The sequence below is a fragment of the Deinococcus aetherius genome (genome assembly GCF_025997855.1).
Classification (GTDB): Bacteria; Deinococcota; Deinococci; order Deinococcales; family Deinococcaceae; genus Deinococcus; species Deinococcus aetherius.
The window spans coordinates 2351157-2371946 of sequence record NZ_AP026560.1 but is presented as its reverse complement, the minus strand read 5'-3'; the positions used below and the strand labels follow the sequence as shown (position 1 = coordinate 2371946).

Annotated in this window: 28 protein-coding genes; 11 read left to right on the top strand and 17 right to left on the bottom strand. The window is 70.3% G+C overall.

The genetic code is table 11. From position 1 onward, the window contains the following. Positions 1–8: 8 nt before the first annotated feature. From gnd to DAETH_RS12030, 5 genes are all read right to left on the bottom strand, one after another. Positions 9–1088: a phosphogluconate dehydrogenase (NAD(+)-dependent, decarboxylating) gene (gnd, locus tag DAETH_RS12050; RefSeq protein WP_264775137.1), complete on the bottom strand. Its 1080-nt coding sequence runs from the start codon at positions 1086–1088 to the stop codon at positions 9–11. A gap of 151 nt (positions 1089–1239) precedes the next feature. Beyond that, a complete protein-coding gene (locus tag DAETH_RS12045; RefSeq protein WP_264775136.1) occupies positions 1240–1494 on the bottom strand; it encodes a hypothetical protein in 255 nt (84 codons plus the stop codon). 11 nt (positions 1495–1505) lie between these two features. Further along, positions 1506–2057 carry an SRPBCC family protein gene (locus tag DAETH_RS12040; protein WP_264775135.1) on the bottom strand — a complete coding sequence of 184 codons (552 nt, stop codon included), beginning with the start codon at positions 2055–2057 and terminating at the stop codon, positions 1506–1508. A 165-nt stretch (positions 2058–2222) separates the two neighbouring features. Further along, a complete protein-coding gene (locus DAETH_RS12035; RefSeq protein WP_264775134.1) occupies positions 2223–2978 on the bottom strand; it encodes a PIG-L deacetylase family protein in 756 nt (251 codons plus the stop codon). Positions 2979–3054: 76 nt separating this feature from the next. Beyond that, positions 3055–3537, bottom strand: coding sequence for a DUF4870 domain-containing protein (locus DAETH_RS12030; RefSeq protein WP_264775133.1), 483 nt, complete (start codon positions 3535–3537; stop codon positions 3055–3057). Positions 3538–3717: 180 nt separating this feature from the next. Between DAETH_RS12030 and rnhA the strand changes: the two genes are divergently transcribed. Then, positions 3718–4275, top strand: coding sequence for a ribonuclease HI (gene rnhA, locus DAETH_RS12025; RefSeq protein WP_264775132.1), 558 nt, complete (start codon positions 3718–3720; stop codon positions 4273–4275). On the opposite strand, the gene DAETH_RS12020 is transcribed toward rnhA, so the two are convergent. Beyond that, positions 4262–4669, bottom strand: coding sequence for a GNAT family N-acetyltransferase (locus DAETH_RS12020; protein ID WP_264775131.1), 408 nt, complete (start codon positions 4667–4669; stop codon positions 4262–4264). The two genes, rnhA and DAETH_RS12020, sit on opposite strands and share 14 nt — an antisense overlap. A gap of 213 nt (positions 4670–4882) precedes the next feature. Here DAETH_RS12020 and DAETH_RS12015 point away from each other — a divergent pair, with 213 nt between their 5' ends. Together DAETH_RS12015 and DAETH_RS12010 are read left to right on the top strand one after the other, a co-directional pair. Further along, positions 4883–6253 carry an MFS transporter gene (locus DAETH_RS12015; RefSeq protein ID WP_264775130.1) on the top strand — a complete coding sequence of 457 codons (1371 nt, stop codon included), beginning with the start codon at positions 4883–4885 and terminating at the stop codon, positions 6251–6253. Between the two features lie 62 nt (positions 6254–6315). After that, the gene (locus tag DAETH_RS12010) at positions 6316–6657 is read left to right on the top strand and encodes a barstar family protein (protein ID WP_264775129.1); all 342 of its coding nucleotides are present in this window, start codon (positions 6316–6318) and stop codon (positions 6655–6657) included. Positions 6658–6735: 78 nt separating this feature from the next. On the opposite strand, the gene glmU is transcribed toward DAETH_RS12010, so the two are convergent. The 5 genes from glmU to DAETH_RS11985 form a co-directional block, all read right to left on the bottom strand. Next, the gene (gene glmU, locus DAETH_RS12005; RefSeq protein ID WP_264775128.1) at positions 6736–8181 is read right to left on the bottom strand and encodes a bifunctional UDP-N-acetylglucosamine diphosphorylase/glucosamine-1-phosphate N-acetyltransferase GlmU; all 1446 of its coding nucleotides are present in this window, start codon (positions 8179–8181) and stop codon (positions 6736–6738) included. Between the two features lie 114 nt (positions 8182–8295). Then, positions 8296–9228, bottom strand: coding sequence for a prolipoprotein diacylglyceryl transferase (lgt, locus tag DAETH_RS12000; RefSeq protein ID WP_264775127.1), 933 nt, complete (start codon positions 9226–9228; stop codon positions 8296–8298). Positions 9229–9329: 101 nt separating this feature from the next. Then, positions 9330–10115 (bottom strand): twin-arginine translocase subunit TatC, encoded by a 786-nt coding sequence (gene tatC, locus DAETH_RS11995; RefSeq protein ID WP_264775126.1) that lies wholly within the window; start codon positions 10113–10115, stop codon positions 9330–9332. Positions 10116–10133: 18 nt separating this feature from the next. Beyond that, on the bottom strand, positions 10134–10388 hold the full coding sequence (locus tag DAETH_RS11990; RefSeq protein WP_264775125.1) for a twin-arginine translocase TatA/TatE family subunit: 255 nt from the start codon (positions 10386–10388) through the stop codon (positions 10134–10136). Between the two features lie 416 nt (positions 10389–10804). Next, the gene (locus tag DAETH_RS11985; protein ID WP_264775124.1) at positions 10805–11542 is read right to left on the bottom strand and encodes an SDR family oxidoreductase; all 738 of its coding nucleotides are present in this window, start codon (positions 11540–11542) and stop codon (positions 10805–10807) included. A gap of 80 nt (positions 11543–11622) precedes the next feature. Between DAETH_RS11985 and DAETH_RS11980 the strand changes: the two genes are divergently transcribed. Together DAETH_RS11980 and DAETH_RS11975 are read left to right on the top strand one after the other, a co-directional pair. After that, on the top strand, positions 11623–12123 hold the full coding sequence (locus DAETH_RS11980; protein ID WP_264775123.1) for a hypothetical protein: 501 nt from the start codon (positions 11623–11625) through the stop codon (positions 12121–12123). After that, a complete protein-coding gene (locus DAETH_RS11975; protein WP_264775122.1) occupies positions 12120–12515 on the top strand; it encodes a hypothetical protein in 396 nt (131 codons plus the stop codon). The genes DAETH_RS11980 and DAETH_RS11975 overlap by 4 nt, the downstream gene beginning before the upstream one ends. Positions 12516–12928: 413 nt before the next feature. Here DAETH_RS11975 and DAETH_RS11970 read toward each other — a convergent pair whose 3' ends face one another. Genes DAETH_RS11970 through DAETH_RS11955 form a run of 4 tightly spaced genes read right to left on the bottom strand, consistent with a single transcriptional unit; the run spans position 12929 to position 15605 of the window. Then, positions 12929–13483 (bottom strand): nucleotidyltransferase family protein, encoded by a 555-nt coding sequence (locus DAETH_RS11970; protein WP_264775121.1) that lies wholly within the window; start codon positions 13481–13483, stop codon positions 12929–12931. Further along, positions 13480–14475: an ADP-ribosylglycohydrolase family protein gene (locus DAETH_RS11965; RefSeq protein WP_264775120.1), complete on the bottom strand. Its 996-nt coding sequence runs from the start codon at positions 14473–14475 to the stop codon at positions 13480–13482. Before DAETH_RS11965 ends, DAETH_RS11970 begins: the two co-directional genes overlap by 4 nt. A gap of 4 nt (positions 14476–14479) precedes the next feature. After that, on the bottom strand, positions 14480–15148 hold the full coding sequence (locus tag DAETH_RS11960; RefSeq protein ID WP_264775119.1) for a hypothetical protein: 669 nt from the start codon (positions 15146–15148) through the stop codon (positions 14480–14482). A gap of 7 nt (positions 15149–15155) precedes the next feature. Continuing rightward, positions 15156–15605 carry a TlpA disulfide reductase family protein gene (locus tag DAETH_RS11955; RefSeq protein ID WP_264775118.1) on the bottom strand — a complete coding sequence of 150 codons (450 nt, stop codon included), beginning with the start codon at positions 15603–15605 and terminating at the stop codon, positions 15156–15158. A 48-nt stretch (positions 15606–15653) separates the two neighbouring features. On the opposite strand from DAETH_RS11955, the gene DAETH_RS11950 reads away from it, so the two are divergent. Further along, positions 15654–16415: an ABC transporter substrate-binding protein gene (locus DAETH_RS11950; protein ID WP_264775117.1), complete on the top strand. Its 762-nt coding sequence runs from the start codon at positions 15654–15656 to the stop codon at positions 16413–16415. A 28-nt stretch (positions 16416–16443) separates the two neighbouring features. On the opposite strand, the gene DAETH_RS11945 is transcribed toward DAETH_RS11950, so the two are convergent. After that, entirely contained in the window at positions 16444–16872 is a 429-nt protein-coding gene (locus DAETH_RS11945) for a GNAT family N-acetyltransferase (protein WP_264775116.1), read from the bottom strand. Positions 16873–16934: 62 nt separating this feature from the next. On the opposite strand from DAETH_RS11945, the gene DAETH_RS11940 reads away from it, so the two are divergent. From DAETH_RS11940 to DAETH_RS11920, 5 genes are read left to right on the top strand one after another with little or no spacing between them, the layout of a single operon-like run. Continuing rightward, on the top strand, positions 16935–17630 hold the full coding sequence (locus tag DAETH_RS11940; RefSeq protein ID WP_264775115.1) for an amino acid ABC transporter permease: 696 nt from the start codon (positions 16935–16937) through the stop codon (positions 17628–17630). Next, complete coding sequence (locus DAETH_RS11935) at positions 17630–18541, top strand: zinc-dependent alcohol dehydrogenase (RefSeq protein WP_264775114.1); 912 nt, start codon at positions 17630–17632, stop codon at positions 18539–18541. Before DAETH_RS11940 ends, DAETH_RS11935 begins: the two co-directional genes overlap by 1 nt. After that, positions 18538–19344 (top strand): AraC family transcriptional regulator, encoded by an 807-nt coding sequence (locus DAETH_RS11930; protein WP_264775113.1) that lies wholly within the window; start codon positions 18538–18540, stop codon positions 19342–19344. The genes DAETH_RS11935 and DAETH_RS11930 overlap by 4 nt, the downstream gene beginning before the upstream one ends. A gap of 57 nt (positions 19345–19401) precedes the next feature. Continuing rightward, on the top strand, positions 19402–20136 hold the full coding sequence (locus tag DAETH_RS11925; RefSeq protein ID WP_264775112.1) for an AzlC family ABC transporter permease: 735 nt from the start codon (positions 19402–19404) through the stop codon (positions 20134–20136). Then, a complete protein-coding gene (locus DAETH_RS11920) occupies positions 20133–20429 on the top strand; it encodes an AzlD domain-containing protein (protein ID WP_264775111.1) in 297 nt (98 codons plus the stop codon). The genes DAETH_RS11925 and DAETH_RS11920 overlap by 4 nt, the downstream gene beginning before the upstream one ends. A gap of 6 nt (positions 20430–20435) precedes the next feature. Here the strand turns inward: DAETH_RS11920 and DAETH_RS11915 are convergent, their stop codons facing one another. Next, a complete protein-coding gene (locus DAETH_RS11915) occupies positions 20436–20753 on the bottom strand; it encodes a hypothetical protein (RefSeq protein ID WP_264775110.1) in 318 nt (105 codons plus the stop codon). Between the last annotated feature and the right edge of the window lie 37 nt (positions 20754–20790).

Here is a 20790-nt window from a genome sequence, read left to right as displayed (position 1 = left end):
GCCGCGCGTCACGCGTCCCCCGTCACACGCTGCTGCCCGGTCTCGCCGAGCTGCCGCGCCTCACCCGCGCTGTCCGTGGCAGTCTGGGCGGTCTCCACGGGGATGTTCTGCGGCGCGGCGGCGGTGGGGTGCTCGCCGGGCTGCACCTCGGGCACCACCGACTCCTGCCGCGTCTGTTCGAGCAACTTGACCGCGTGCCCGCCGAAGGCCCGCCGCATCGCCGAGAGCATCTGCCCGGCGTAGCTGACCTCCTGCTGCGACCGGAAGCGCATCTGGGTGGAGAGGGTGATGACCGGCGTGGGCACCCCGAGTTCGACCGAGTCGATGACCGTCCAGCGCCCCTCGCCCGAGTCGGCCACGTAGTCGGAGAGCTGCGAGAAGTCGGTCTGGTTCTTCAGCGCCTCGGCGGTGAGGTCGAGCAGCCACGAGCGGATCACCGACCCGTGCCGCCACAGCTCGGCGATCTGCCCCATGTCGAGCCCGAACTCCCCCTTGGCGTGCAGCAGCTCGAAGCCCTCGGCGTAGGCCTGCATCATCCCGTACTCGATGCCGTTGTGGACCATCTTGACGTAGTGGCCCGAACCCGTGGGCCCCATGCGGCCCCAGCCCCTATCCGGAGCGGGGGCGAGCACCTCCAGCACCGGGCGCAGCCGTTCGACGGCCTCCTGGGGCCCGCCCACCATCATCGCGTACCCCTCCGTCAGGCCCCACACGCCGCCCGAGGTGCCCACGTCCACGAAGTGGATGCCGCGCTTTTCCAGCTCCTCGCCCCGGCGCATCGTGTCCTTGAAGTTGGAGTTGCCCCCGTCGATGATGATGTCCCCGGGGGCGAGCCGCCCGGCCAGATCGTCGATGACCGACTGCGTGATCGCCCCGGCGGGCACCATCACCCACACGGCCCGCCCCCCCAGCTCGCCGAGGGCCGCGATCAGCTCCTCCATCGTGCGGGCCCCCTGCGCGCCCCCTTGCTCGACCAGGGCCACGTTCTCCTCGTTACGGTCGTAGCCCACCACCTGCTGGCCACCCCGGGTCAGGCGCAGCACCATGTTGCCGCCCATCTTGCCGAGACCAATCATGCCGATCTTCATATGGGACCTCCCCGGCGCCAGGAGGGGACTCGGAAGCGATTCCAGCCCCCAGCACCTGATGAGGGGCATCATACGCGCGGCCCCAAAGGCGTTTCCCTTCCTGAATGTGAGGTTTAGATGGGGCCCGGTGTCCCCGCCCGGCCCAGGGCGCTCAGCATTCGCCGCCTGCCTCGCGCACCTGCTCGTGCGTCAACCCCTGATACCGTTCGGTCAGGCGCGCGGCGAGATGAGGGTCCTGCCGGTACTGCCGGAAGGCGTCCTCGCTGACCCTCAGCCGGGCGGGGTACTCCCCGAAGCCGAGCTGCACCATGAACAGCAGGTAGGGCTGTCCGGTCTGCGGGTGCCGCCCCAGCGTGAGGCGCAACTCCCGGAAGATGAGTTCGTCCCGCAGGTCCCAGAGGTCCACGGCTGTTCCTCTTACCGCTTGCGCCGCGAGGCCTTCGCCGCCTCCCGGGACGACCGCTTCTCCTCCTGCTGGCGCTTCTGCATCTCGCGACCCATGTCCTCCATCAGTTGCGCGCCCTGCGCGTCCACCTGCCGCTGGAGTTCGAGGAGGGTGGTGGCGACCATGTTGTGCAGGATGCGCTCGATGGGACGGCGGACCCAGGTGTAGCGGACCCGGCCGTTGACGGTCATGGTCACTTCCGTGCCCCCCGGCATCGCCTTGAAGGTCCAGCCCTGGGTGAGCTTTTCGAGCGGCCCCACGTTGCGCACGCTCTCCCAGCCGCCGCGCAACGGCGCCTGGAGCTGCCCGTACTTCGCGGTGAACGCGATGCCCAGCAGCCGCCGCGAGAACTTGAAGCGCACGAGGACGTTGTTGCTCAAGCGCCCGTCCCCGCCCTGGTACTCCGCCCGCACGATGTTGGGGTCCCACCTGACCCGGCGCCTCGGCTCCAGCGCCAGCCGGTACAGCACGTCCGGGCGCGACCGCACCACGATGCTCTGCCTGATGTTGATGGGTTCGGGCATGTCGGGGGTCAATGTAGCGCGCGGGGGCGCGCAGTCAGTGGTGAGTGGGAAGTGGCCCGTGGTGAAAAGACAGCCTGCCAGGGGTTTTCTCGTGGTACGGGATCATCCCGTCGTGTCGCCGGAAGAACGGCTGCCACCCTCCACTGACCACTTCCCACTTACCCCTCAGTCCAGGTACTCCCGCGCCCGCAGGTGCGACGCCCGCAGGTTGAACCGTTCGGCGTACTTCACGCCCGCGAGGCGGCCCGCCCCCGCGCGGCCCTCGCGGAACTGCTCGGCGGTCCAGGTCCACTTGTAAAAGTCGCGGTAGTAGCTCGCCACGTCTTCCGAGGCCGCGAAGGTGTCCGTCGTGTCCACGAAGACCTCGGGGTAGGGGCTGGCGGGCGCGTAGTACTGGTAGAAGCGCACGGGCTCGCGCCACGCCTCCAGCCGGGTCACGTCCTCGCCGCTCTCCACCGCCTCGTCGCCGCTGAGGTCGGGGGCGGGGGGCATGGCCGCGCCTCCGCCCGACTCGTTGACGATCTTGGGGATGCGGGCGAGCGTGACCGCGTCGAAGGCGATCTTGGCCGTCATGCGGTGGTCGGGGTGGGGGTGGTCGTCACTCCAGGTGATCACGGCGTTGGGGCGGAAGCGGGCGTAGAGCCGGGCGAGCTGCAACGCTTCCGAGCGGCCCCCCGTCATGCGGCTGTCCCCCATGTCGAAGAAGTGGTGCCCCGCCCCGATCCGGCTCGCCACCCACGCCCCGTGTTCCTGCCGCACCCGCGTGACCTCCTCATGCGAGGCTTCCCCGAACTGCGAGGCGAGTTCCCCGAGCGTCGTCCATACGAGCAGCACCTCATCCCCCCGCGCCGTGTGCTTGGCGAGGGTCCCGATGCACCCGATCTCGTCGTCGGGGTGAGCAAAGACGGCCATGATTCGCATGGGGGACAGGGTAGAGGATTCGGGGTGGGGGCGAAAGAAAAAGGACGCGGCGGCGCGACGCAGGCGCCTCATGCCCCTACCTCACCCACCGGATGCTCAGCGGATACCGGTACGCCCGCCCCTGGTTCACCCGGATCACCGCCAGCAGCATTACCACGAGGGGAAAGGCCCACAGCACCAGGGTCAGCGGGACGAAGAAGGCGAAAAACGCCGCCAGCGAGCCGAAGAGGGCGAAGGCGCCCAGGTCCGGCGAACCCGCCGCCGCCCCGAAGGCCCCTCCGATCAGCCCCAGGCTGAACAGGGCGAAGAACAGCAGGCCGAACACGAACGAGTACAGCCACACGCTGAGTTGAAAATTCAGCGCCTCCTTGCCCTGGTCGTCGAGCACCCGGCTGCGGTCGCGGTAGGCGAGCCACGCGGCGAGCGGCCCCAGCACGTTGCCCAGCACGGGCAGGATGAAGCCCAGCAGCGGCGAGAGGTGAATGAGCAGCGCGGGCGTCCGCTCGGCCTCGGGGATGAGGGGAACGGGCGGCGGGCGGGACCCCTGAGGGAGGCGCATATCCTTGACAGTACGGGGCGCCCCTCCCTACAGTTCCGGGGTTATGACGAAGCTTCCGAAAATTTCCGTTCTTGTTTCGGAAATTTTCCGAGCGGACGTGAGTAGGAAGAGAGAGGGGTTCAGCGGATTGGAAGAACGCCCGGTGCTTTCCTGGGCGTTCTGGAAAGGAGCTGAATCCCGATGAGGCCCGGCGGCAGACCCTCCTTCCGCAAGTCCGCCGCCCAGAAGGCGCAGGACGCGGCGCGGGACCTGCTCCCCATCAGGGCGGGCATCCAGCCGGATCACCCCATCGCCGGGGAACTCGTGGACCTCTACAGTGACGGCGCCTGCGACACGGCGGCGGGGCACGGCGGCTGGGCCACCATCCTGAAGTACCGGGGCCAGGAATTCGTCCTCAGCGGCAACGAGGAGGGCACGACGAACAACCGCATGGAGCTGCGCGGCCTCCTCGAAGGGCTCAGGGCCCTCAAGCGCCCCTGCCAGGTGCGGGTGATCACCGACAGCCAGTACCTCCGCAAGGCCTTCACCGACGGCTGGATTCTGAAGTGGCAGCGCAACGGCTGGAAAACGGCGGGCGGCGAGCCCGTCAAGAACCGCGAGTTGTGGGAGGAACTGATCGAGCAGGCGAAGAAGCACGCCCTCACCTTCGTCTGGGTGCGCGGCCACGACGGACACGCGGAAAACGAGCGGGTGGACCGGCTGGCCGTGCAGGAGCGCAAGAAGCTCAGGAAAGGGTGAGGACGCAGCGGTACCGCGCCCGCTCCCGGGGAGAGGGGATCGGCGTCACCTCGAATCCGGCCCGCCGGTAGAACTCCACCGCCTCGTCGTCCGTCTCCGCGACCACGTGGCCCGTGTTCAGGTAGGCGGCCAGAGCGTGCAGGAGCGTCCTGGCGTGCCCCCGCCTCTCCTCACCGGGGGCGGTGCCGAGGTGCAGGACCTCGACCTCCCCGTCGCGTTGCTGGATTCCTGCCGTGCTCACGGGGCGACCCTCCACCACCCAGGCGAAGACTCGTCTGGTGGGATCGGTCCGGTAGCTCTCCAACGTGCGGCGGATGCGCCCGGGGTCAGGGAACATCGCGCGGGCGAGCAGCGTCTCCAGCTCGGGGGTGAGGGTATTCGCCTCGGTGAGCACGGCGAGAGAATACTCTCCGGCGCCCACCCGCCCTCTGCTGTGACCCGTCGGCCTTCGGGTGGACGGGCAGAACACTGGCCGCCTGGTGACTCCTGACTGCTGGAGTGAAAAAATCCTCTTCGGGACGGGCTCCAAGGGGATGTCCAGAGCAGAAGGGGACGGGAACTGACGTGCTGGCAACTCCTCACAACACCCGCTTTACACTGCCTCTCCATGTCCCCCTCAGCTTCTCTTCCGGCCTCCGGCTGGAGAACGTTCCTGGCGTTGTGGGGTTCGCAGTCGGTCAGCCGGGTGGGCAGCGCCGTCGCGTACTTCGCCCTGATCATCTACCTCGCGCAGACCCTGTACCCCGCTGAGGGCCAGAAGGCGCAGCTCGCCCTGGCGACGGGCGCGGTGTTCATCCTCGCCACGTCGCTCGCCGTGATCCTCGCGCCGATCACCGGGTCCATCGTTGACCGGCACGACCGCAGGCGGGTGATGCTGCTGTGCGACACCCTCTCCGGCGTGGTGACCCTGGCCGTGGCCGCCCTGATGCTCACCACCGCCCTGCCGCTGTGGGTGCTGCTCCTCTACGTGATCGTCACCCAGACCCTCGACATCACGCACGAGGCGGCCTTCGAGACGAGCTACGCGATGCTCCTGCCCGACGAGGCCCTGACACGCGCCAACGGCATGGTGCAGACCACCCGGACGCTGAGCTACCTGATCGGCCCGGCCCTCGCCACCCTCCTGATCGGCCTGCCCGCCCTGCTCGCGCGCGGGGGAGGGGGCGGCTGGCTCGCCTCGCTGCACGACGGGGTTCCTTTTGCGCTCGCCGTGGACGGCCTGAGCTTCCTGATCGCCGCCGCCGTGCTCGCCCGCCTGCATATCCCCAGCCCGCCCCCCGCCGAGAGCCACGGGGGCGCCGCCGCGAACGTGAAGGCCGACACCCGCCTGGGCTGGACATACCTGCTGCGCCGCCCGCCCCTGCTGCACCTCCTCGTCGTCTTCGCGGTCCTGAACCTCGCGCTCGCCGCCATCCCGAGCTATCAGGTGCTCCTCGCCCGCTTCACCCTGGCGCCCGACCTGGAGGCGCGCGGCCTGGGCTTTACCGCCGCCCTCGCCATCCTCCAGACGGCCACGAGCGCGGGGATGTTCCTGGGCGGGCTCGCCATCTCCGCCTGGGGGGGTCTGAGGCGGCACAAGTTCCTCGGCATCTTCGTTCCCCTCGGGCTGATGGGCCTGGGGCTGCTCGGGGTGGGGCTCTCGGGCCACCTGTACGTCACGGCGGCGGCCCTCGCCTGCACCGTGTTCCTGATGCCGGTGGCGACCGCCCACAGCAGCGGCATCTGGCAGGCGCAGGTCCCCCGCGAGATGCAGGGTCGGGTCTTCGCCGTGCGCCGCCTCGTCGCGCGCTTCACCGCCCCACTTGGCATGGGGCTGATCAGCCTCCTCGCCACCCGGTTGCCGCCCGCCCCGGTCATCGCCGCCCTCGGCGTGCTCGTCGCTCTGCTCGCCGCCCTCCAACTGCTCAACCCCGCGATGCGGCGCCTGGACGACCGCGAATACCTGGAGGGACTGGCGCAGATGCGCGCGGGGGACTGAGGAGCGGCGGGGGAAACGATTCCGGCGACGGCGGCTTCTGAAAGCGTACCGTCGCCTTTCTCATGCATGATGGACGCACGGCCTACGTCTTGCTAGACACAGCGAAAGTGCATGATTGGGCGAGCTTACATAAGGTATGTGCCGAAGCGTTCGGCTTTCCAGAGTTCTATGGCCGGAATATGAACGCTTGGATGGATTGTCTTACCTACTTACATGAAGGTGATGGGATGTCTCGATTCACGTTAGAGGCAGGAGAACATCTTTTTGTCCTCCTTCCCGATTTCGAAATATTTGCTGCAAGAGTGCCAGAGATTGCAGAGGCTCTCTTGAGCTGCACGGCCTTTGTCAATCAGCGGTATCTTGAGCAGAAGGAAATGCCCTGTCTGGCACTTGTCTTGCAATAACTGAAGCCCCATGAATAAGGAAAAGGCCAGCGGTGAGTCTTCCCACCACTGACCACTTCCCACTCACCACTGACCCTCTTACCCCTGCCGTTCCAGCCATCCCGCCAGCCACGGCAGCTTCTCGCCCACCTTCTCCCTCATGCCGCCCCAGTAGCGGCGCGACCAGCCCTCCAGGGTGCGCTGCTTGCCCCGCGCGACGGCCAGCGCCCCATCGGGCACGTCCTCGTGGAGGGTGCTGCCCGCCGCGACGAAGGCCGCGTCGCCGACCACGCGCGGGGCGATCAACGTCGAGTTGGAGCCGATAAAGACGCCCGCGCCGACCCGGGTCTGGTGCTTGTTCACCCCGTCGAAGTTGGCGACGATGGTCCCGGCCCCGATGTTCGTCTCCGCGCCGACCGTTACGTCCCCCAGGTAGGCGAGGTGTCCAGCCTTGACGCCCTCGTCGAGGTGCGCGTTCTTGGTCTCGACGAAGTTGCCGACGTGAACGTCCTTGCCCAGCACGGTGCCGGGCCGCAGCCGGGCGAAGGGGCCCACGTCGCTTCCCTCGCCCACCCGCGCGCCCTCCAGGACGCTGTGGGGCTTGACCACCACGCCCGCACCCAGCACGGAGTCGGTCACCACGCTGTAGGCCCCCAGGGTCACGCCGTCCGCCACCTGTGTCTCTCCGCGCAGGATCACGCCCGGCTCGACCGTCACGTCGCGGCCGAGGGTCACGGTGTCCTCGATGCGGGTGGTGTCGGGGTCTTGCAGGGTCACCCCGGCGCGCATGTGGGCCATGTTGATGCGGCGGCGCAGGATGGCCTCGGCCTGGGCGAGCCCGGTGCGGTCGTTCGCGCCGGTCACCTCGTCGGGGTCCTGGAGGCGGAAGGCGCGGACCCGCGCGCCCTCCCGGCGGTACAGTTCCAGCAGGTCGGTCAGGTAATACTCGCCCGCCGCGTTCGTGTTCGTGATGCGCCGCGCGAGGTCCGGGGCCCGCCCGTCCATCAGGTACACGCCCGAGTTGAACTCGCGCACCGCCTTCTGCTGTGGAGTCGCCGCCTTCTCCTCCACGATGCGCTCCACGTCGCCGCTGGCGTCCCGGATGATCCGGCCGTAGCCGGTCGCGTCGGGCAACTCGCCCGTCAGGATCGTGAAGGCCGATTCACCGGCGCGGTGGTCGGCGAGCAACGCGCGCAGCGTCTCGGTCCTCAGCAGGGGCGTGTCGCCGTACAGCACGAGGATGTCCGCCCCGTCCCCCGGCAGGGCAGCCGCCCCGCACAGGAAGGCGTGCCCGGTGCCCAGTTGGCGGTCCTGCCGAGCGAAGTGCACCCCGGAGTCCTTCAGCGCCGCCTCCACCTGCCCGGCCCCGTGTCCGGTCACCACGATCACGTTCCGCGCGCCGAGTTCCTGCGCCGCCTTCACCGCCCAGGCCACCATCGGGCGGCCCGCAACCGGGTGCAGCACCTTGGGCAGCGCCGACCTCATGCGGGTGCCCTGTCCCGCCGCGAGAATCACCACGTCCAGCGGACGATTGTTGTCAGTCATACCCTGTCACCTGTCGGGAGCCAGTGTAAGGCAAGCGGTGTGAGAGGGTCGTCAGGCGAAGAGATAGGACGGGGGAGGCTCACCTTCCGCCTCCCCCGCCCCTGCCCGTGACGCCTACGCCTCCGCTGTCCCCGGGTGACCGAGGACCGGCGCCTCCCTGCGGTCGGGCCGGTTGCGGATTCTGAGCAGCATCAGGATGCTCACGATGATCAGAGGGATGCTGATGAGGTGCGTGTCCGTCCACAGGCCGATGCCCGGCGCCTGGAGGCCCTGGCTCAGGTAGGACTTCAGGGCGAGGGGATTGAGGCGGAAAGTCTCCTCGAACCCGGCGCGCAGGATCGAGTACCACAGCCAGAACTGCCAGAAGGCCCACCCTGCCTTGCGCGACCGCAGCCAGAAGTACGCGGCGACCGAGAGGATGATCCCGATGATCACCCCGTAGAGCTGGGTGAAGTGGACGGGGGCCGTCATGACGAGTTGCCCGCCGATCTCCTGGCAGTAGCGCGAGAGGTCCATGTCGGGGTTGGGGTTGCGAACGCACATGCCCTCGTGAAAGGCGCGGGCCGAGTCGGGCCAGCGGTAGCCGATGGGCCAGCCGGTGACTCGCCCGACCGTGTCTGTGCCGTTCATGATGTTGCCGATCCGCCCGCCGATGATCCCGAAGGCGACGCCGGGCACGCACAGGTCGGCGTACTCGTAGAAGTTTAGTTTGTGCCGCCGGGTGTAGTAGATCAGCACCAGGATGCCGCCGATCAGGCCGCCGTGGATCGAGATGCCGCCCTGACGCAGGTTGATGACGTCGAGCAGCACGCGCGGAAAGGGGATGTTCTGAAACTGCTCCCAAGAGGTGAGGACGAAGACCAGCCGGGCGCCGACGAGTCCCCAGACGATCATCCACAAGATCATGTCGTTGAAGAGGTCCACGTTCAGGCCGCGCTGACGGGCGAGCCGGGTGCCCACCCACACACCCGCGACGATGCCGAGCGTGATGAGCACGCCGTACCAGGCAATCGTGAAACTGCCAATTTGAAGGAAGACCGGATCCATAAGCTGTTAGGCAGTCTAAGCCCAATTCCTCCCCCGCACCGTCCCGACCCGCCCCAAGGAAAAACCCGGCCACGGGAGCCGGGTGGGGGAGGGAGGGGGGCTCAGGTGCCCAGCGGGGCGCCCCCGTCGGTGGTGTCCTCGGCGGGCCGGACGCGGAACACCCGCGAGAGGAGCACCCCCAGCTCGTAAAGGGCGTACAGCGGGACGGCGACGAGGAGCATGTTGCCGGGGTCGGGCGTGGGCGTGATCACGGCGGCGGCGATGGCGACCGCCACCAGGGCGAAGCGCCAGGCCCGGCGCAGCATCACGTGGTTCACCAGCCCGATGCGGGTGAGGATCACCGCCAGGATCGGCAGCTCGAAGGCCAGCCCGAAGGCGACGAGGAAGGTGGTGACGGTGCCGATGTAGTCCCTGAAGCTGAGCAGCGGCGTGACGGCCCCGGCCAGGAAGTCCAGCAGGAACCCGACCATTGCGGGCAGCACCAGCTTGTACCCGAAGACCGCTCCCCCCAGGAACGAGAGCCCGGCCCCGATCACGAAGGGCAGCGACCACCTCCGCTCGTGGGCGTACAGCCCTGGCGCGATAAAGGCCCACACCTGCCACAGGATGAAGGGCAGCGCCAGCGCGAGGCCCGCCCAGAACGACAGGTTGAGGGTCAGGATGAACTGGTCGGTCAGCCCCAGCGTCACGACGGTGACGGCGTTCTCCCGGTACTGCTCGGAGGCTTGCAGCGGCGCCTTGACCAGCTCGATCAGTTGCAGGCGGTACTGGAAGGTGATGACCACCCCGATGGCCAGAAAGACCAGGCTGATGATGATGCGCTTGCGCAGCTCTTCGAGGTGGTCGAGCAGCGGCGCGCTCTTGAGGTCGGCGGGTGGTGTCGTCATGCGCCCTCGCCCCCGGTCCTACGCCCGGTGATCGCGGTCGGCGGGCATTTCCACCACTCGCGGGCCCTCGGGCCGGGCCGTCGTGACGGGGTCGAGCGGGCGCGCCTGGACATCCGTCACGGGGGTCGTGTGGGTGGGAGAGGCGGGGTCGTGCGTCTCCTTCTTGAACTCCTTGATGCCCTGCCCGAGGCCCTTGCCAAGTTCGGGCAACTTGCGCGCGCCAAAGATCAGGGCGACGACCAACAGGATCAGGATGATTTCGAGCGGTCCCATAACGGTTCCTCCTTGAGGGTGGTGGTGTGGGTGGCCCGCGCGGCGGCGGGACGGGAGACGTGTCTTCAGCCTAGCGCCCGTGTGTGAACGCCCTGTGCAGGGGCGGACATTTCCGGGCAGACCTGCATGGGTGTATGCCGGGGTGGGCCCTCTGGATTATCGGTCGTTTCTTAATCCGTACCGCCCGGAAGGGAGGACACCCCCATCGGCTGCCCCCTCCGAGCCTGTTTCAAAAGTCGGACCTGGCGTATCACGGGCACGATGAAGGCGGGGGTTTAGCTCCTCCCCCCTGGCGGGGGACTGGTACAGCTCGCACCGCAAGAGGCTGGACGGGTACAGCTCCGGAGGAGAGGGGGGAACGCAGACGACCGCCCAGCTCACTCCACGGACGATCAGGGGCCTTTTGAAACACGCTCTCAGATGCTCCACCCGCCGTCCACCAGGATTTCCTGTCCGGTGATGTACCCCGCCTCGGGGGTGGCGAGGAAGGCGACCGCCGCCCCGACCTCGCCCGGCAGACCGAAGCGGCGGGCGGGGATGCGGGCGCTGAGCTGCTCGGCAGCCTCTGGGTCGGCGTGCAGGGCTTTCAATCGGTCAGTGGCGGTGTAGCCGGGCGCGACGGTGTTGCAGGTCACCCCGTCGGCGGCGACCTCCAGCGCGAGGGTCCTCAGGTGGTTCGTCACGGCGGCGCGCATCGCGTTGCTCACGGGCAGGTTCAGGGCGGGCCGCCCGACGGTGAGGCTGGTGACCGCGATGATCCGGCCCCACCCGCGCTTCCGCATTCCCGGCAGCACCGCCCCGGTGAGCCGCACGGTGGAGAGGAAGGTCACCTCGAAACCCCGCTGCCACGCCTCCTCGGTCACCCCGCTGGGGAAGCCGGGGGGCGGGCCGCCCGCGTTGCTCACCAGGATATCGATGTTTCCGACCGCCGCCGCTGCCTCGACCGCCGCTCGCACGCCCTCCGGTGTGCCCACGTCCGCCACGACGCAGTGGGCGCCGAGGGCGTCCGCCGCCGTCTTGAGGGCCTCCGCCCCGCGCGCCGCGAGGGTCACGTGCGCCCCCAGCCGCACGAGCGCGTGGGCCGCCGCGAGCCCGATACCCTTGCTGCCGCCCGTGACGAGGGCGTGCCGTCCGTCCAGCCTGAAGAGGGTCATGAAAGACACCGTACCGCAGCCGCCGGTCCACCGTGACCCCGGGCGCGAAGGCCCGGGCCCGGGCCCGCTAGCATGGGCCCATGAACCTGCCGCGTGTCGCCCTCACCCTGATCGCGGGCCTGAGCAGCGCCCTGATCGCGTACAGCGCGTTCTACGTGCGAGGGAACACCGCCGGGGTGATGCGTTACCTGCGCGAGCGGGGGGACGTGCGTGACCTCGCAGCGAGCGGCGCCGGGCCGGGGGAGATCGAGGCCGCCCGGCAGAACCTCGCGGCGCTGGCCGCCCAGGTCGCCGCGCCCGACTTCGCCGCTCGGATGCTGCCCGCCGCCGTCCTGATCGGGCTCCTCGTCGCGTGGCTGGTGTGGCGGCTGTTCGGCTCGCGGGTGGAGAGACCCCCGAGGACGGACGTGCAGGAGCGGATGGTCCTGCGTCTCGCGTACCGCAAGGGCGGGCAGTTCACCCTGGGGGACCTCGCCGTGTCCTCGCCCCTCACCGAGGAGCAGGCGCGGGCGGTCACCCGCCGGATGCAGGAGGAAGGCCGCCTCGACCGGGACGGCGAGACCTTCCGGCTGGTGCGGTGAGCCCGGTGCCCTTGCCGCCCGCCGATCTCGCCCGCCTCCTGGAAGGGGCGCAGGGGGGGCCGCGTTATAGCGTCCGGGTGGCTCTGGCGATGATCGACGGGCAGCCCCCGCCCCGGGTGGCGGCGCTCGTCTCACGGCTCACGGCGAGCAAGCGGGCGCTATGGGGGCGTATTGCGGACGTGACGGGCACCCTTCCGCCGCCCGACGACGCGGGGCTGACGCGGCTGGCGGAGTGGGAGGTGGGGGCGGCGGGCGCTCTTTTGCCGGAGCACCTCAGCCTGTGGGTCGAGCCCGGCGTGACGGTGGAGAACCTGTTGCTGGAGCATGTCCGCGAGGTGGTGTGGACGGCGGGGATGATCGCCACGTATGGAGAGCGGGTTCGGATGGCGTGAGGGGCGGGGCAACTTGCCATGGTTTGCCCCCACCTCCCAGCCCCCTCCCCCCAAAGGGGGCAACGTCTCCGCCGCGCGGGGCAGCCCGCGCGTTGACGCTAAGCTCGCCCACGTGTCTCTCCTCTGAGTGGAGGGGGAGCGGCGCTGCGCTGGGCAGGGGCACACGGGCGGCGCAGGTGGTCGGGTCTTTCCGAATGCAATGGTTGATCTTGTCGGGGCCCATCCGCGGACCCACCGCCTGGCTGCGCGAGCAAGGCGGGGTCGTGGGCCTGGGGCGTCCGTTCACGTTGACCTGTTCGGCGTCCGGCTTGGCGTTTTGAACAGCAAAAGCTCCTGTGCTTTTAGCTCCTCCCCCTTGAGGGGGGAGGCTGGGTGGGGGTGAACCGAAGCGCCTCCCGGCGCCCCTTCCCGCCCTACCCCTCCTCCACCTCCCTCAACCACGGCCATCTCGCCTGATAGTCCGCCACCTTGGCGGCGTACAGCCCCGGGGTGTGGTTCCGTGGGTTGCGGCGCAGGCGACCCGCCGCGAGGTCGTCCAGGCCGAAGGGCGCGTACAGGTCGCTCCCCACGCCGATGCCGACGCAGGTGCATTCGACGAGAAACTGGTCTATTCCCTCGCGGGCGCTATGCAGGGGGGGGCGGTGGAGGCCGTGCTTCCCGGGAAACCACAGGTGGACCCTCGCCTGGTTGCGGACCTCGATCCGGGCCCCTAGGTCGGCGAAGAGGGTGTCGGCGCGGCGGATGACGGCGTCCTCGGCCTCGTAGCTCGTGTCGGCGTCCCAGTAGAAGAGGTCGTAGTCGCGGAGGTGATCCCCCGGGGGCTGACCGCTCAGGACGTTCCACACCGTCTGGAAGAGGGCCCCGGCGACGAGGTGGGTCTGGGAGGTGCCCAACTCGGGGAGGCGGTCGAGGAGGGCGGCGTTCACCGGGTTGAGCCGGACGATCCGGAGAAAGTCCTCTTGGGTCATCCCCGCCGCGCCCCCGCGACCACCGCCGGGAAGTGTTCGGTGCAGGCCCAGGCTTGCTCCCAGCCGGGCCAGCCGTGCCCCAGACGCAGGGGGGGCAGCAGGTGTTCGGGAATGGGCAGGCCCCGCGCCCCGGCGATGGCCCCGACCACGCAGGCCACCGTGTCGCTGTCGTCCCCACCCAGGACGGCGGGCTCCACGCAGGCGGGCCAAGTGGTATGGGCGCGGGCGTGGGCGACGGCGGCCTCCAGGGTGTCGAGCACGAAGCCGCCCTGCGAGGTGACGTGCCCGTCCAGCCCCGAGCGGACGCGGGCGCGGACCCCGGCCCGGGCGCCCCGGTCACGCTCGCGGAAGGCAGCGTGGGCCTCGCGGGTGCCCAGGCCGAAGATTCCGGTGTCGAGCAGTGCGTCCCGTGCGTCGAAAGTATCCATCGCCGCCAGGGCCACCTCCGCCCCGACCCGGTAGGTCGCCTCTGCACTCAGCGCCTGCAAGAAGGCCGTCAGGAACACCGAGGCGTGGACGCAGCGGGGGTCGGCGTGCGTGAGGGCCGTGACCACGGCCGACTCTCGGGCGAGCGCCCCGCCGGTGAAGCCCGCGATCCACACGGCGGCGACGCGCATCAACCCACCGTTTCCCGCACTCTCGAAACCGCTCGCCGTCCAGGCCCGGGCGCCGCCGTCGGGGGTGCCGTGACTCAGGGCCGCGCGGGTCAGGCTGCCCACGTCCGGAGGTCCGGCGCCCAGCCACGCGCGCAGGGCCAGCCGCACTCCCTCCAGCCCTTCCCCCCGCGCGTACCCCAGGAGGGTCGCCACGGTCATCTGGCTGTCGTCGGTGCCCTCGCCGGGGGCGAAGCCGAAGACGCTGCCGGGCTGGTAATCGGTGAAGGTCTCGCCGTAGCGGGCGCGAATCGCCTCCGGGGTCTTGAACTCGGTCGCGGCCCCCAGCGCGTCGGCGGCGGTCAGGGAGAGGAGGGTGTGGAGGTGGGGGTCGGTCACGCCCTCATTCTTCCAGCCAGGGAAAGCCCCAGGGGTCGGTCCGCGAGAGGGCGTCCACCCGCGCGGCGTCGTGGGTGCGGACGGGCAGCGGGAAGTGAGCGGGCGTGACGGGCACGGCGAGCACGGGCCGAACCGGGGCCGGGTTGACCCAGTGCGGCTCCCGCACCTCGCCGAGTCCGGGCCACTCGTAGGCGGGCATGGGCTCGAAGCCGCCTTCGGGCAACACGTAGACGAAACCGGGGGAGAGGAGTGCGCGCCCATCCTTGACCGCCGGGTCGCGCGGCGCGAGGGAGAGGAAGTAACGCATGGGGGACCAGCCGCCATCGGCCTCCTGCACCTGCACCGCCGTGTTCAACATCCCGGCCACGCGGTTTCGGTCGAGCAGGGCGTACATCATCGCCCACAGCCCGTCCGACGCGGCGAAGACGCCCGTGCGCTTGCTGAACTCGTCCGGGCCGAGGTCGTGCGGCGTGCGGGGCTCGAAGAGGGTGAGGTCGCCCCGTGCCGAGCCGTGCAGGAGCCAGCCCTCCCCGGCCAGCCACGCGAGAAAGGCCCAGCGGGGCACGTCTCCGGGGAGCCGCGAGGAGTCCCGTTCGTCTAAGGCCGCGCGAAAGGCTGGTACGGCCCCTCCCGGCAGGTCGAGGGGCGGGGCTTCGAGCATCCAGGGGCGCACGTTCGGGCTACGCCTCCCTCTCCGCCAGTTCTTCGAGCAGGTAGGCCAGCCGCGTCTGCGCGTTCTCCTGGCTGCCGTACACGCTGCGGACGAGTTCGCCGTTCGGGGCGAAGGCGAACCAGTGGGGGGTGCCCTCCGTTCCCCACGCTCGGGCGAGGTCACCGCTCACGTCGAGGGCGACGGGAAAGGGCAACCGGGCGAAGTCCCGCGCAAAGCGTGTGACGGTCGGCTCCACGTCCTCTCGCGGAAGGAGACGGTGGCCCCGGCTGGTGTGCAGCGCCATCAACTCCACCCGGTGGCCGAACTCGGTGTGCAGCCTCTTGAGAAAGGGAAGACCGCGCGAGACGCAGGCGGCGCATTCCAGGTTGAAGACCATCACCAGCCCCGCCCTGCCCCACTCGCCGGGCGGTGGCAGAGGCTCCCCGTGCACGAAGTCGGCGGGGGCGGGCCAGTTCATACGGAGGAGTCTACCCGCCGCTCGCCTGTGCTCGCCTATGCTGGTCCCATGCCGCGCGCCCTCCTCGTCCTGTCGGCCCTGGTCCTGTCCTCCGCCTCGCTCGCCGCCACCGTCGCCGAGGTGAAGAAGAAGGGCGTCCTCGTCCTGGGCACCGACCCCACCTTCGCCCCCTTCGAGTTCAAGGGGCCCGGCGGGGAGGTGCAGGGCTTCGACATCGACATCGCCCGCGCCCTCGCCGCCGACCTGGGGGTGCGGCTGGAGGTGCGCCCCGTGGGCTTCGGCGCCCTGATGCCCCAGGCGGTCACGTCGGGTCGAGTGGACATGGCGATGAGCGGCATCACGATCACCCCCGAGCGGGCGAAGGTCGTCAGTTTCAGCGCGCCCTACTACCGCAGCGCGCAGGTCTTCATCGTGCGGGGCGGTAATCCCGGCAAGTTCTCCTGGCCTGGCGACGTGAAGGGCAAGACGATTGGGGTGCAGGCGAACACGACCGGGCAGTACGTGGCGGGCGACGTACTGAAGCCCAGGGGCGCGACCATCAAGGTCTACGACGACTTCGCCGCCGGGCTCGCCGACGTTAAGGCGGGCCGCATCGCCGCCCTGATCGGAGACGCGCCCACCGTCGCCGACCTGCAAAAACGGCTGCCGGGCCAGTACGCGCAGGCCGGGAAGGACCTCGCCGCCGAGGACTACGGCATGGTCTTCGCCAGGGGCAGCGACCTCGCCGCCGCCGCGAACCGGACGCTGGCGCGGCTGCGGTCGAGCGGGGAATATCAGAAGCTGCTGAACAGGTGGATCGTGCAGAAGTAGGCCGAGGGTGGGTGCGGGGAAAAGGACGTTACTTCTCGTGCCCCGATTGCAGGTACATCAACCGGTTCGTCTCCGGGTTCGCCGCCCGGAAGCCGAAGCGTTCGTAGAAGCCGGGGCGCCCGGTGCCGTCGATCAGGCTGAGCCCCAGCGCCTCGCCGCGTAGATGCGTAAGCAGGGCCCCCATCACCGCCGTGCCGACGCCCTGCCGCTGCCAGTCAGGACGGGTGATCAGGTCGAGGAGTTGGGCACCGTAAACGTCTCCCGAGGCGCGCCCAAAGCCCACGAGCCGCCCTTCCTGGTAGGCACAGACGAAGGCGAGGGTCCGTGAGAGCATCCGCGCCGTCTGCTCGGGGCTCCTGCGACCATCCACGTTCCAGCCCACAGCGGTGCACAGGGCGGTGAGGGCGACGGCGGATACCTGTGGGTCGTTGAGAACGAGGTGCAAGGGTGTGGTCATAGGAGCACGGTCACGGCCCCGGGTGCGTGGTCGCCCAGGCCGACCGTCTACACTGGCCCCGCATGGCCGACCTCCTCACCGGCTTCCGCACCATTCTGGCGGGGGACTATCCGGCGCTCCTGCTCTCCGGCCTGGGCCTCACGCTCGCCGTGAGCCTGTGTGCGCTCGGCGTGTCGGTGGTGCTGGGCACGGCGCTGGGGGTGGCGCGGGTGTTCCGGCTGCCGGTGCTGGGCACGTTCGGCAGCGCCTACGTGGAGGTCGTGCGCGGCATTCCCCTGATCGTCCTTCTCAGCGTCGTGTACTACGGGCTGCCCGCGCTCGGGATCACGTTGGAAGGTTTTCCGGCGGCGGTGATCGCGCTGGGCCTGTACTCGGCGGCGTACACGAGCGAGATCGTGCGCGGGGGACTCACGAGCGTGCCGCACGGGCAGGTCGAGGCGGCTCGGAGTCTGGGGCTGAGCCGGGCGCAGGCCCTACGCTTCGTGATCCTCCCGCAGGCGTGGCGGGTGGCGCTCCCCGCGCTCGGCAACGAGTTCGTCAGCCTGATCCTGGGGAGCAGCCTCGCCAGCGCCGTCACCTTGCAGGAACTCTTCGCGCAGGGCAAGTACATCACGGGCGTGACCTACCGCCAGTTCGAGGTCTACGCGGTGCTCGCCGCCGTGTACTTCGTCCTCACCTTCGCGCTGACCCGCCTCGTGCGCGCCCTGGAGCGGCGGCTGAGCCGGGGGCAGACGCTTCCCGCCCGGCGGGTGATCTGATGCGGGTTCGCCGCCTGACCCTGGCCGCGCCGCGCGCTTTTGTCTGGGAGGAGGTGACCCTGCCTCCGCCCGGTCCCGGCGAGGTCCGCGTCCGCACCCACCTGAGCGCCGTGAGCGTGGGGTCGGAACTCGGCGTGGTGGAGGGCCACCTGCCCGGCTGGTCCTACCCGTGCCCGCTCGGCTACCAGACGCTCGGGCTGGTCGAGGCGGCAGGGGAGGGGGTGAACCTTGCGCCCGGCACGCGGGTCGTCACCACGCTGGGCCACGTGGGCGGCGGTGTTCACCGGGTCGAGACTGCCCTGCCCGTTCCCGACCCGGTGCCCGACCGGGTGGCCCTCGCCGCGATCCTCGGGGAGGAGACGCACAAGGGCATCCGCAGGGTCGCCCCTGGCTCCGGTGAGCGCGTCCTGGTCGCTGGAGCGGGCCTGCTGGGGCTGCTCACCGTCTTCAACCTGACGCGGCGGGGCATCTCCGATGTCACCGTGACCGAACCGGACCCGGCGCGGCGTGAGTTAGCCGTGGCCTTCGGGGCACGGGAGGTGGTGCCGCCCGGTCACGTGGGCCGCGACGACTTCGACGTGGGCTTCGAGTGCAGCGCCTCCCCGCAGGCCTTCGCGGAACTGCTCGCCCACCTGCGACCCGGCGGGCGCGTTTGCGTCCTCTCGGACGGGAACTGGGGGGCGCTGACACTGCCCCCCGCCTTCCACACCCGCGAGCTGACCGTCACGGCGTCGAGCGACGGCCAGGATTACCCGGCCTACGCCCGCTGGTTGTGGGGGCACGCCGATCCGGTGCTCGCACGGCTTTTCGAGGTGACCGTCACGCCCGAGGACCTGCCCGACGTCTTCGAGGGGCTGCGGGGCCTGCCGCGCCCCGTCTCCCCCGTCGTGGACTGGAGGGGTGGGGGGTGAGGGCGGACGAGACCGCCACCTTCACGCGCCCCCGGGAATTGCCGGGCGTGGAGACGCTGACGGCCCGCTACATCACCCACCGCTTCCTGCCGCACACGCACGAGGCGCTGGTGCTGGGGGTGATCGAGGGCGGGGCCGAGAGCTTTCGGTTTCGCGGTGGGCGGGTGGTCGCCCCGGCGGGGAGCGTGGTCGTGGTCCCGCCCGGCGAGGTCCACACCGGGGAGGCCGCCGGGCCCCAGGGGTGGGCCTACCGGGTGCTGTACCTGGGCGAGGGCTGGCTGACGGAGGCGGGCGTGGCGGGAGCGGTGGGCTTCGGGGCCGCCAGCCTGCACGATCCGGACCTCGCCGCCCGCGTCCGCCGCGCCCACGCCGCCCTGACCTCGCCCGGCGCCTCCCCGCTGGCCCGCGAGACGCTCCTGCGGGAGGCGCTGGGGCACCTCGCCGCGCGGCACGCCGACACCCGGCCCCGCCCCCTCCCTTCCATCCTCGCCCCGGACGCGGTGCGGGAGGCCCGCGCTTACCTCGACGCCCATCCCGAGACCGCCGTCACGCTCAGCGGGCTCGCCGCGCGGGTGGGCCTGAGTCCCGCGCACCTCGCCCGGTCCTTCCGCGCGGCGCTGGGCGTCCCGCCGCACACCTATCAGATGGCGGCCCGCGTTCGCCTCGCGCGCAAGCTGCTCGATGCGGGCGAAGCTCCTGCCGACGCCGCCCTGCGCGCGGGTTTTGCCGATCAGGCCCACCTGACCCGGGTGTTCAAGCGGGTGGTGGGGGTGCCGCCCGGAACGTACCGCCGGGGCCGCTAGCCCAGGGAGCAGGATTGTTCAAGACAGCCCTTCCGCCGCCCCGCTAAGCTCGCCCGCATGGTGTCTGCCTCTGCTCCTTCCTTCTTCCCCGCCTTCTGGCGCGGCTTCCGGGCGCTGGCACCGCTGTGGCTCGGCATCATTCCCTTCGCGGTCGCCTACGCCGTCACGGCGCGGGCGGCGGGGTTGACGGTCTGGGAGACGCAACTGCTCAGCCTGACGGTGTTTGCGGGGGCGTCGCAGTTCGCGGCGGCGGGGCTGTTCGGGGCGGGGGCCTCCGGCTGGGGCATCGTGGCGACCACCTTCCTGCTCAATGCCCGGCATGTGCTGTACGGCCTGAGCCTCGCGCGGCAGCTTCCCCTGGGGCGGGGGGAGCGGCTGATGGCCGCCCAGTTCCTCACCGACGAGGCGTACGGGGTGGCGGTCGTGCGCGGGCCGCAGGAGCCGGGGGGATTGACCTTCGCCTTCCTGCTCGGCGCGGAACTCAGCCTGTACGTCGTGTGGAACGCGGCCACCCTCGCCGGGGCGCTCGCAGGCGCGGTCCTCCCCGACCCCGCCGCCCTCGGTGTGGGGGTGGTCTTCCCGCTCGCCTTCCTCGGCCTGCTGGTGCCGATGCTGCGTGACCGGGTGACCGTGCTCGTCGCGCTCCTGTCCGGTCTGGGGGCGTGGGGCCTGTCCCGCGTGCTGCCGGGCGGATTGGTCGTGCTGCTCGCCGGGGTGGGCGGGGCCCTGCTCGGCGCCCTGTTGACCACCCGAACGGCCCGGGAAGGCGGCGAGGCGGGGGAGGGCGCGTGAGCGTCCCGGTCGTCATCCTGCTGATGTGGGCCGTCACGTACCCGGCGCGGCTGCTCGGCCTCAGCCTGGGCCGCCTGCGGCTCCCGCCCTTCTGGCTGGCCTTCCTGCGCTTCGTGCCCGTCAGCGTCTTCGCGGCCCTGATCGTCCCCGACGTGCTCGGCAGCCCGGAGTGGCCCCGCCGCCTGGTGGGCTGCGCGGTTGGCGGCCTGCTGATGTGGCGCACCCGCCACCTCGCCCTGGGCATCCTGGGCGGCTTCGCGGCGTACTGGGCGGCGCGGCTGGCGGGGTTGTGAGTGAGGTCAGAGAAGCCCTGCCCGGGCGTGTTCGAGCGCCAGGAGAACGAGGTCCCCCAACTCCTCGAAATAGTCGCGGCACTCGCCTGATAATCCCCGGACCACCCCGGCGAGCCTCCCCTGGCTTTCTCGCAACAGATGGAGAGTCAGGGCGTCTGCGGCACCCTCGCTCCGGGAAAGTCGTAGGAGCAGCCCGGCGGTATCCGCGTCCAGCATCATGAGGTCCACGTTCCTCACGCTGGACGGGCAGGGCGGGTACTTCCACTTGCGCCAGGTCGCCAACGACTCCCGCCAGGTCGTGTCTTGGTCTTGTTGAGGTCGCATGCGGCCACGGTAGCTGAGGGTGCCCTGAAAGCTGACG

Bases quoted from the DNA above. Each gene is read 5' to 3' on its own strand.
- gnd (WP_264775137.1), bottom strand. From the start codon at position 1,088: ATGAAGATCGGCATGATTGGTCTCGGCAAGATGGGCGGCAACATGGTG.
- tatC (WP_264775126.1), bottom strand. From the start codon at position 10,115: ATGACGACACCACCCGCCGACCTCAAGAGCGCGCCGCTGCTCGACCAC.
- DAETH_RS12035 (WP_264775134.1), bottom strand. From the start codon at position 2,978: ATGCGAATCATGGCCGTCTTTGCTCACCCCGACGACGAGATCGGGTGC.
- DAETH_RS11955 (WP_264775118.1), bottom strand. From the start codon at position 15,605: ATGAACTGGCCCGCCCCCGCCGACTTCGTGCACGGGGAGCCTCTGCCA.
- DAETH_RS11985 (WP_264775124.1), bottom strand. From the start codon at position 11,542: ATGACCCTCTTCAGGCTGGACGGACGGCACGCCCTCGTCACGGGCGGC.
- DAETH_RS11980 (WP_264775123.1), top strand. From the start codon at position 11,623: ATGAACCTGCCGCGTGTCGCCCTCACCCTGATCGCGGGCCTGAGCAGC.
- DAETH_RS11945 (WP_264775116.1), bottom strand. From the start codon at position 16,872: ATGACCACACCCTTGCACCTCGTTCTCAACGACCCACAGGTATCCGCC.
- DAETH_RS11915 (WP_264775110.1), bottom strand. From the start codon at position 20,753: ATGCGACCTCAACAAGACCAAGACACGACCTGGCGGGAGTCGTTGGCG.
- rnhA (WP_264775132.1), top strand. From the start codon at position 3,718: ATGAGGCCCGGCGGCAGACCCTCCTTCCGCAAGTCCGCCGCCCAGAAG.
- DAETH_RS11950 (WP_264775117.1), top strand. From the start codon at position 15,654: ATGCCGCGCGCCCTCCTCGTCCTGTCGGCCCTGGTCCTGTCCTCCGCC.
- DAETH_RS11970 (WP_264775121.1), bottom strand. From the start codon at position 13,483: ATGACCCAAGAGGACTTTCTCCGGATCGTCCGGCTCAACCCGGTGAAC.
- DAETH_RS11990 (WP_264775125.1), bottom strand. From the start codon at position 10,388: ATGGGACCGCTCGAAATCATCCTGATCCTGTTGGTCGTCGCCCTGATC.
- DAETH_RS12010 (WP_264775129.1), top strand. From the start codon at position 6,316: ATGCATGATGGACGCACGGCCTACGTCTTGCTAGACACAGCGAAAGTG.
- DAETH_RS11925 (WP_264775112.1), top strand. From the start codon at position 19,402: ATGGTGTCTGCCTCTGCTCCTTCCTTCTTCCCCGCCTTCTGGCGCGGC.
- glmU (WP_264775128.1), bottom strand. From the start codon at position 8,181: ATGACTGACAACAATCGTCCGCTGGACGTGGTGATTCTCGCGGCGGGA.
- DAETH_RS12030 (WP_264775133.1), bottom strand. From the start codon at position 3,537: ATGCGCCTCCCTCAGGGGTCCCGCCCGCCGCCCGTTCCCCTCATCCCC.
- DAETH_RS12015 (WP_264775130.1), top strand. From the start codon at position 4,883: ATGTCCCCCTCAGCTTCTCTTCCGGCCTCCGGCTGGAGAACGTTCCTG.
- DAETH_RS11940 (WP_264775115.1), top strand. From the start codon at position 16,935: ATGGCCGACCTCCTCACCGGCTTCCGCACCATTCTGGCGGGGGACTAT.
- lgt (WP_264775127.1), bottom strand. From the start codon at position 9,228: ATGGATCCGGTCTTCCTTCAAATTGGCAGTTTCACGATTGCCTGGTAC.
- DAETH_RS12040 (WP_264775135.1), bottom strand. From the start codon at position 2,057: ATGCCCGAACCCATCAACATCAGGCAGAGCATCGTGGTGCGGTCGCGC.
- DAETH_RS11935 (WP_264775114.1), top strand. From the start codon at position 17,630: ATGCGGGTTCGCCGCCTGACCCTGGCCGCGCCGCGCGCTTTTGTCTGG.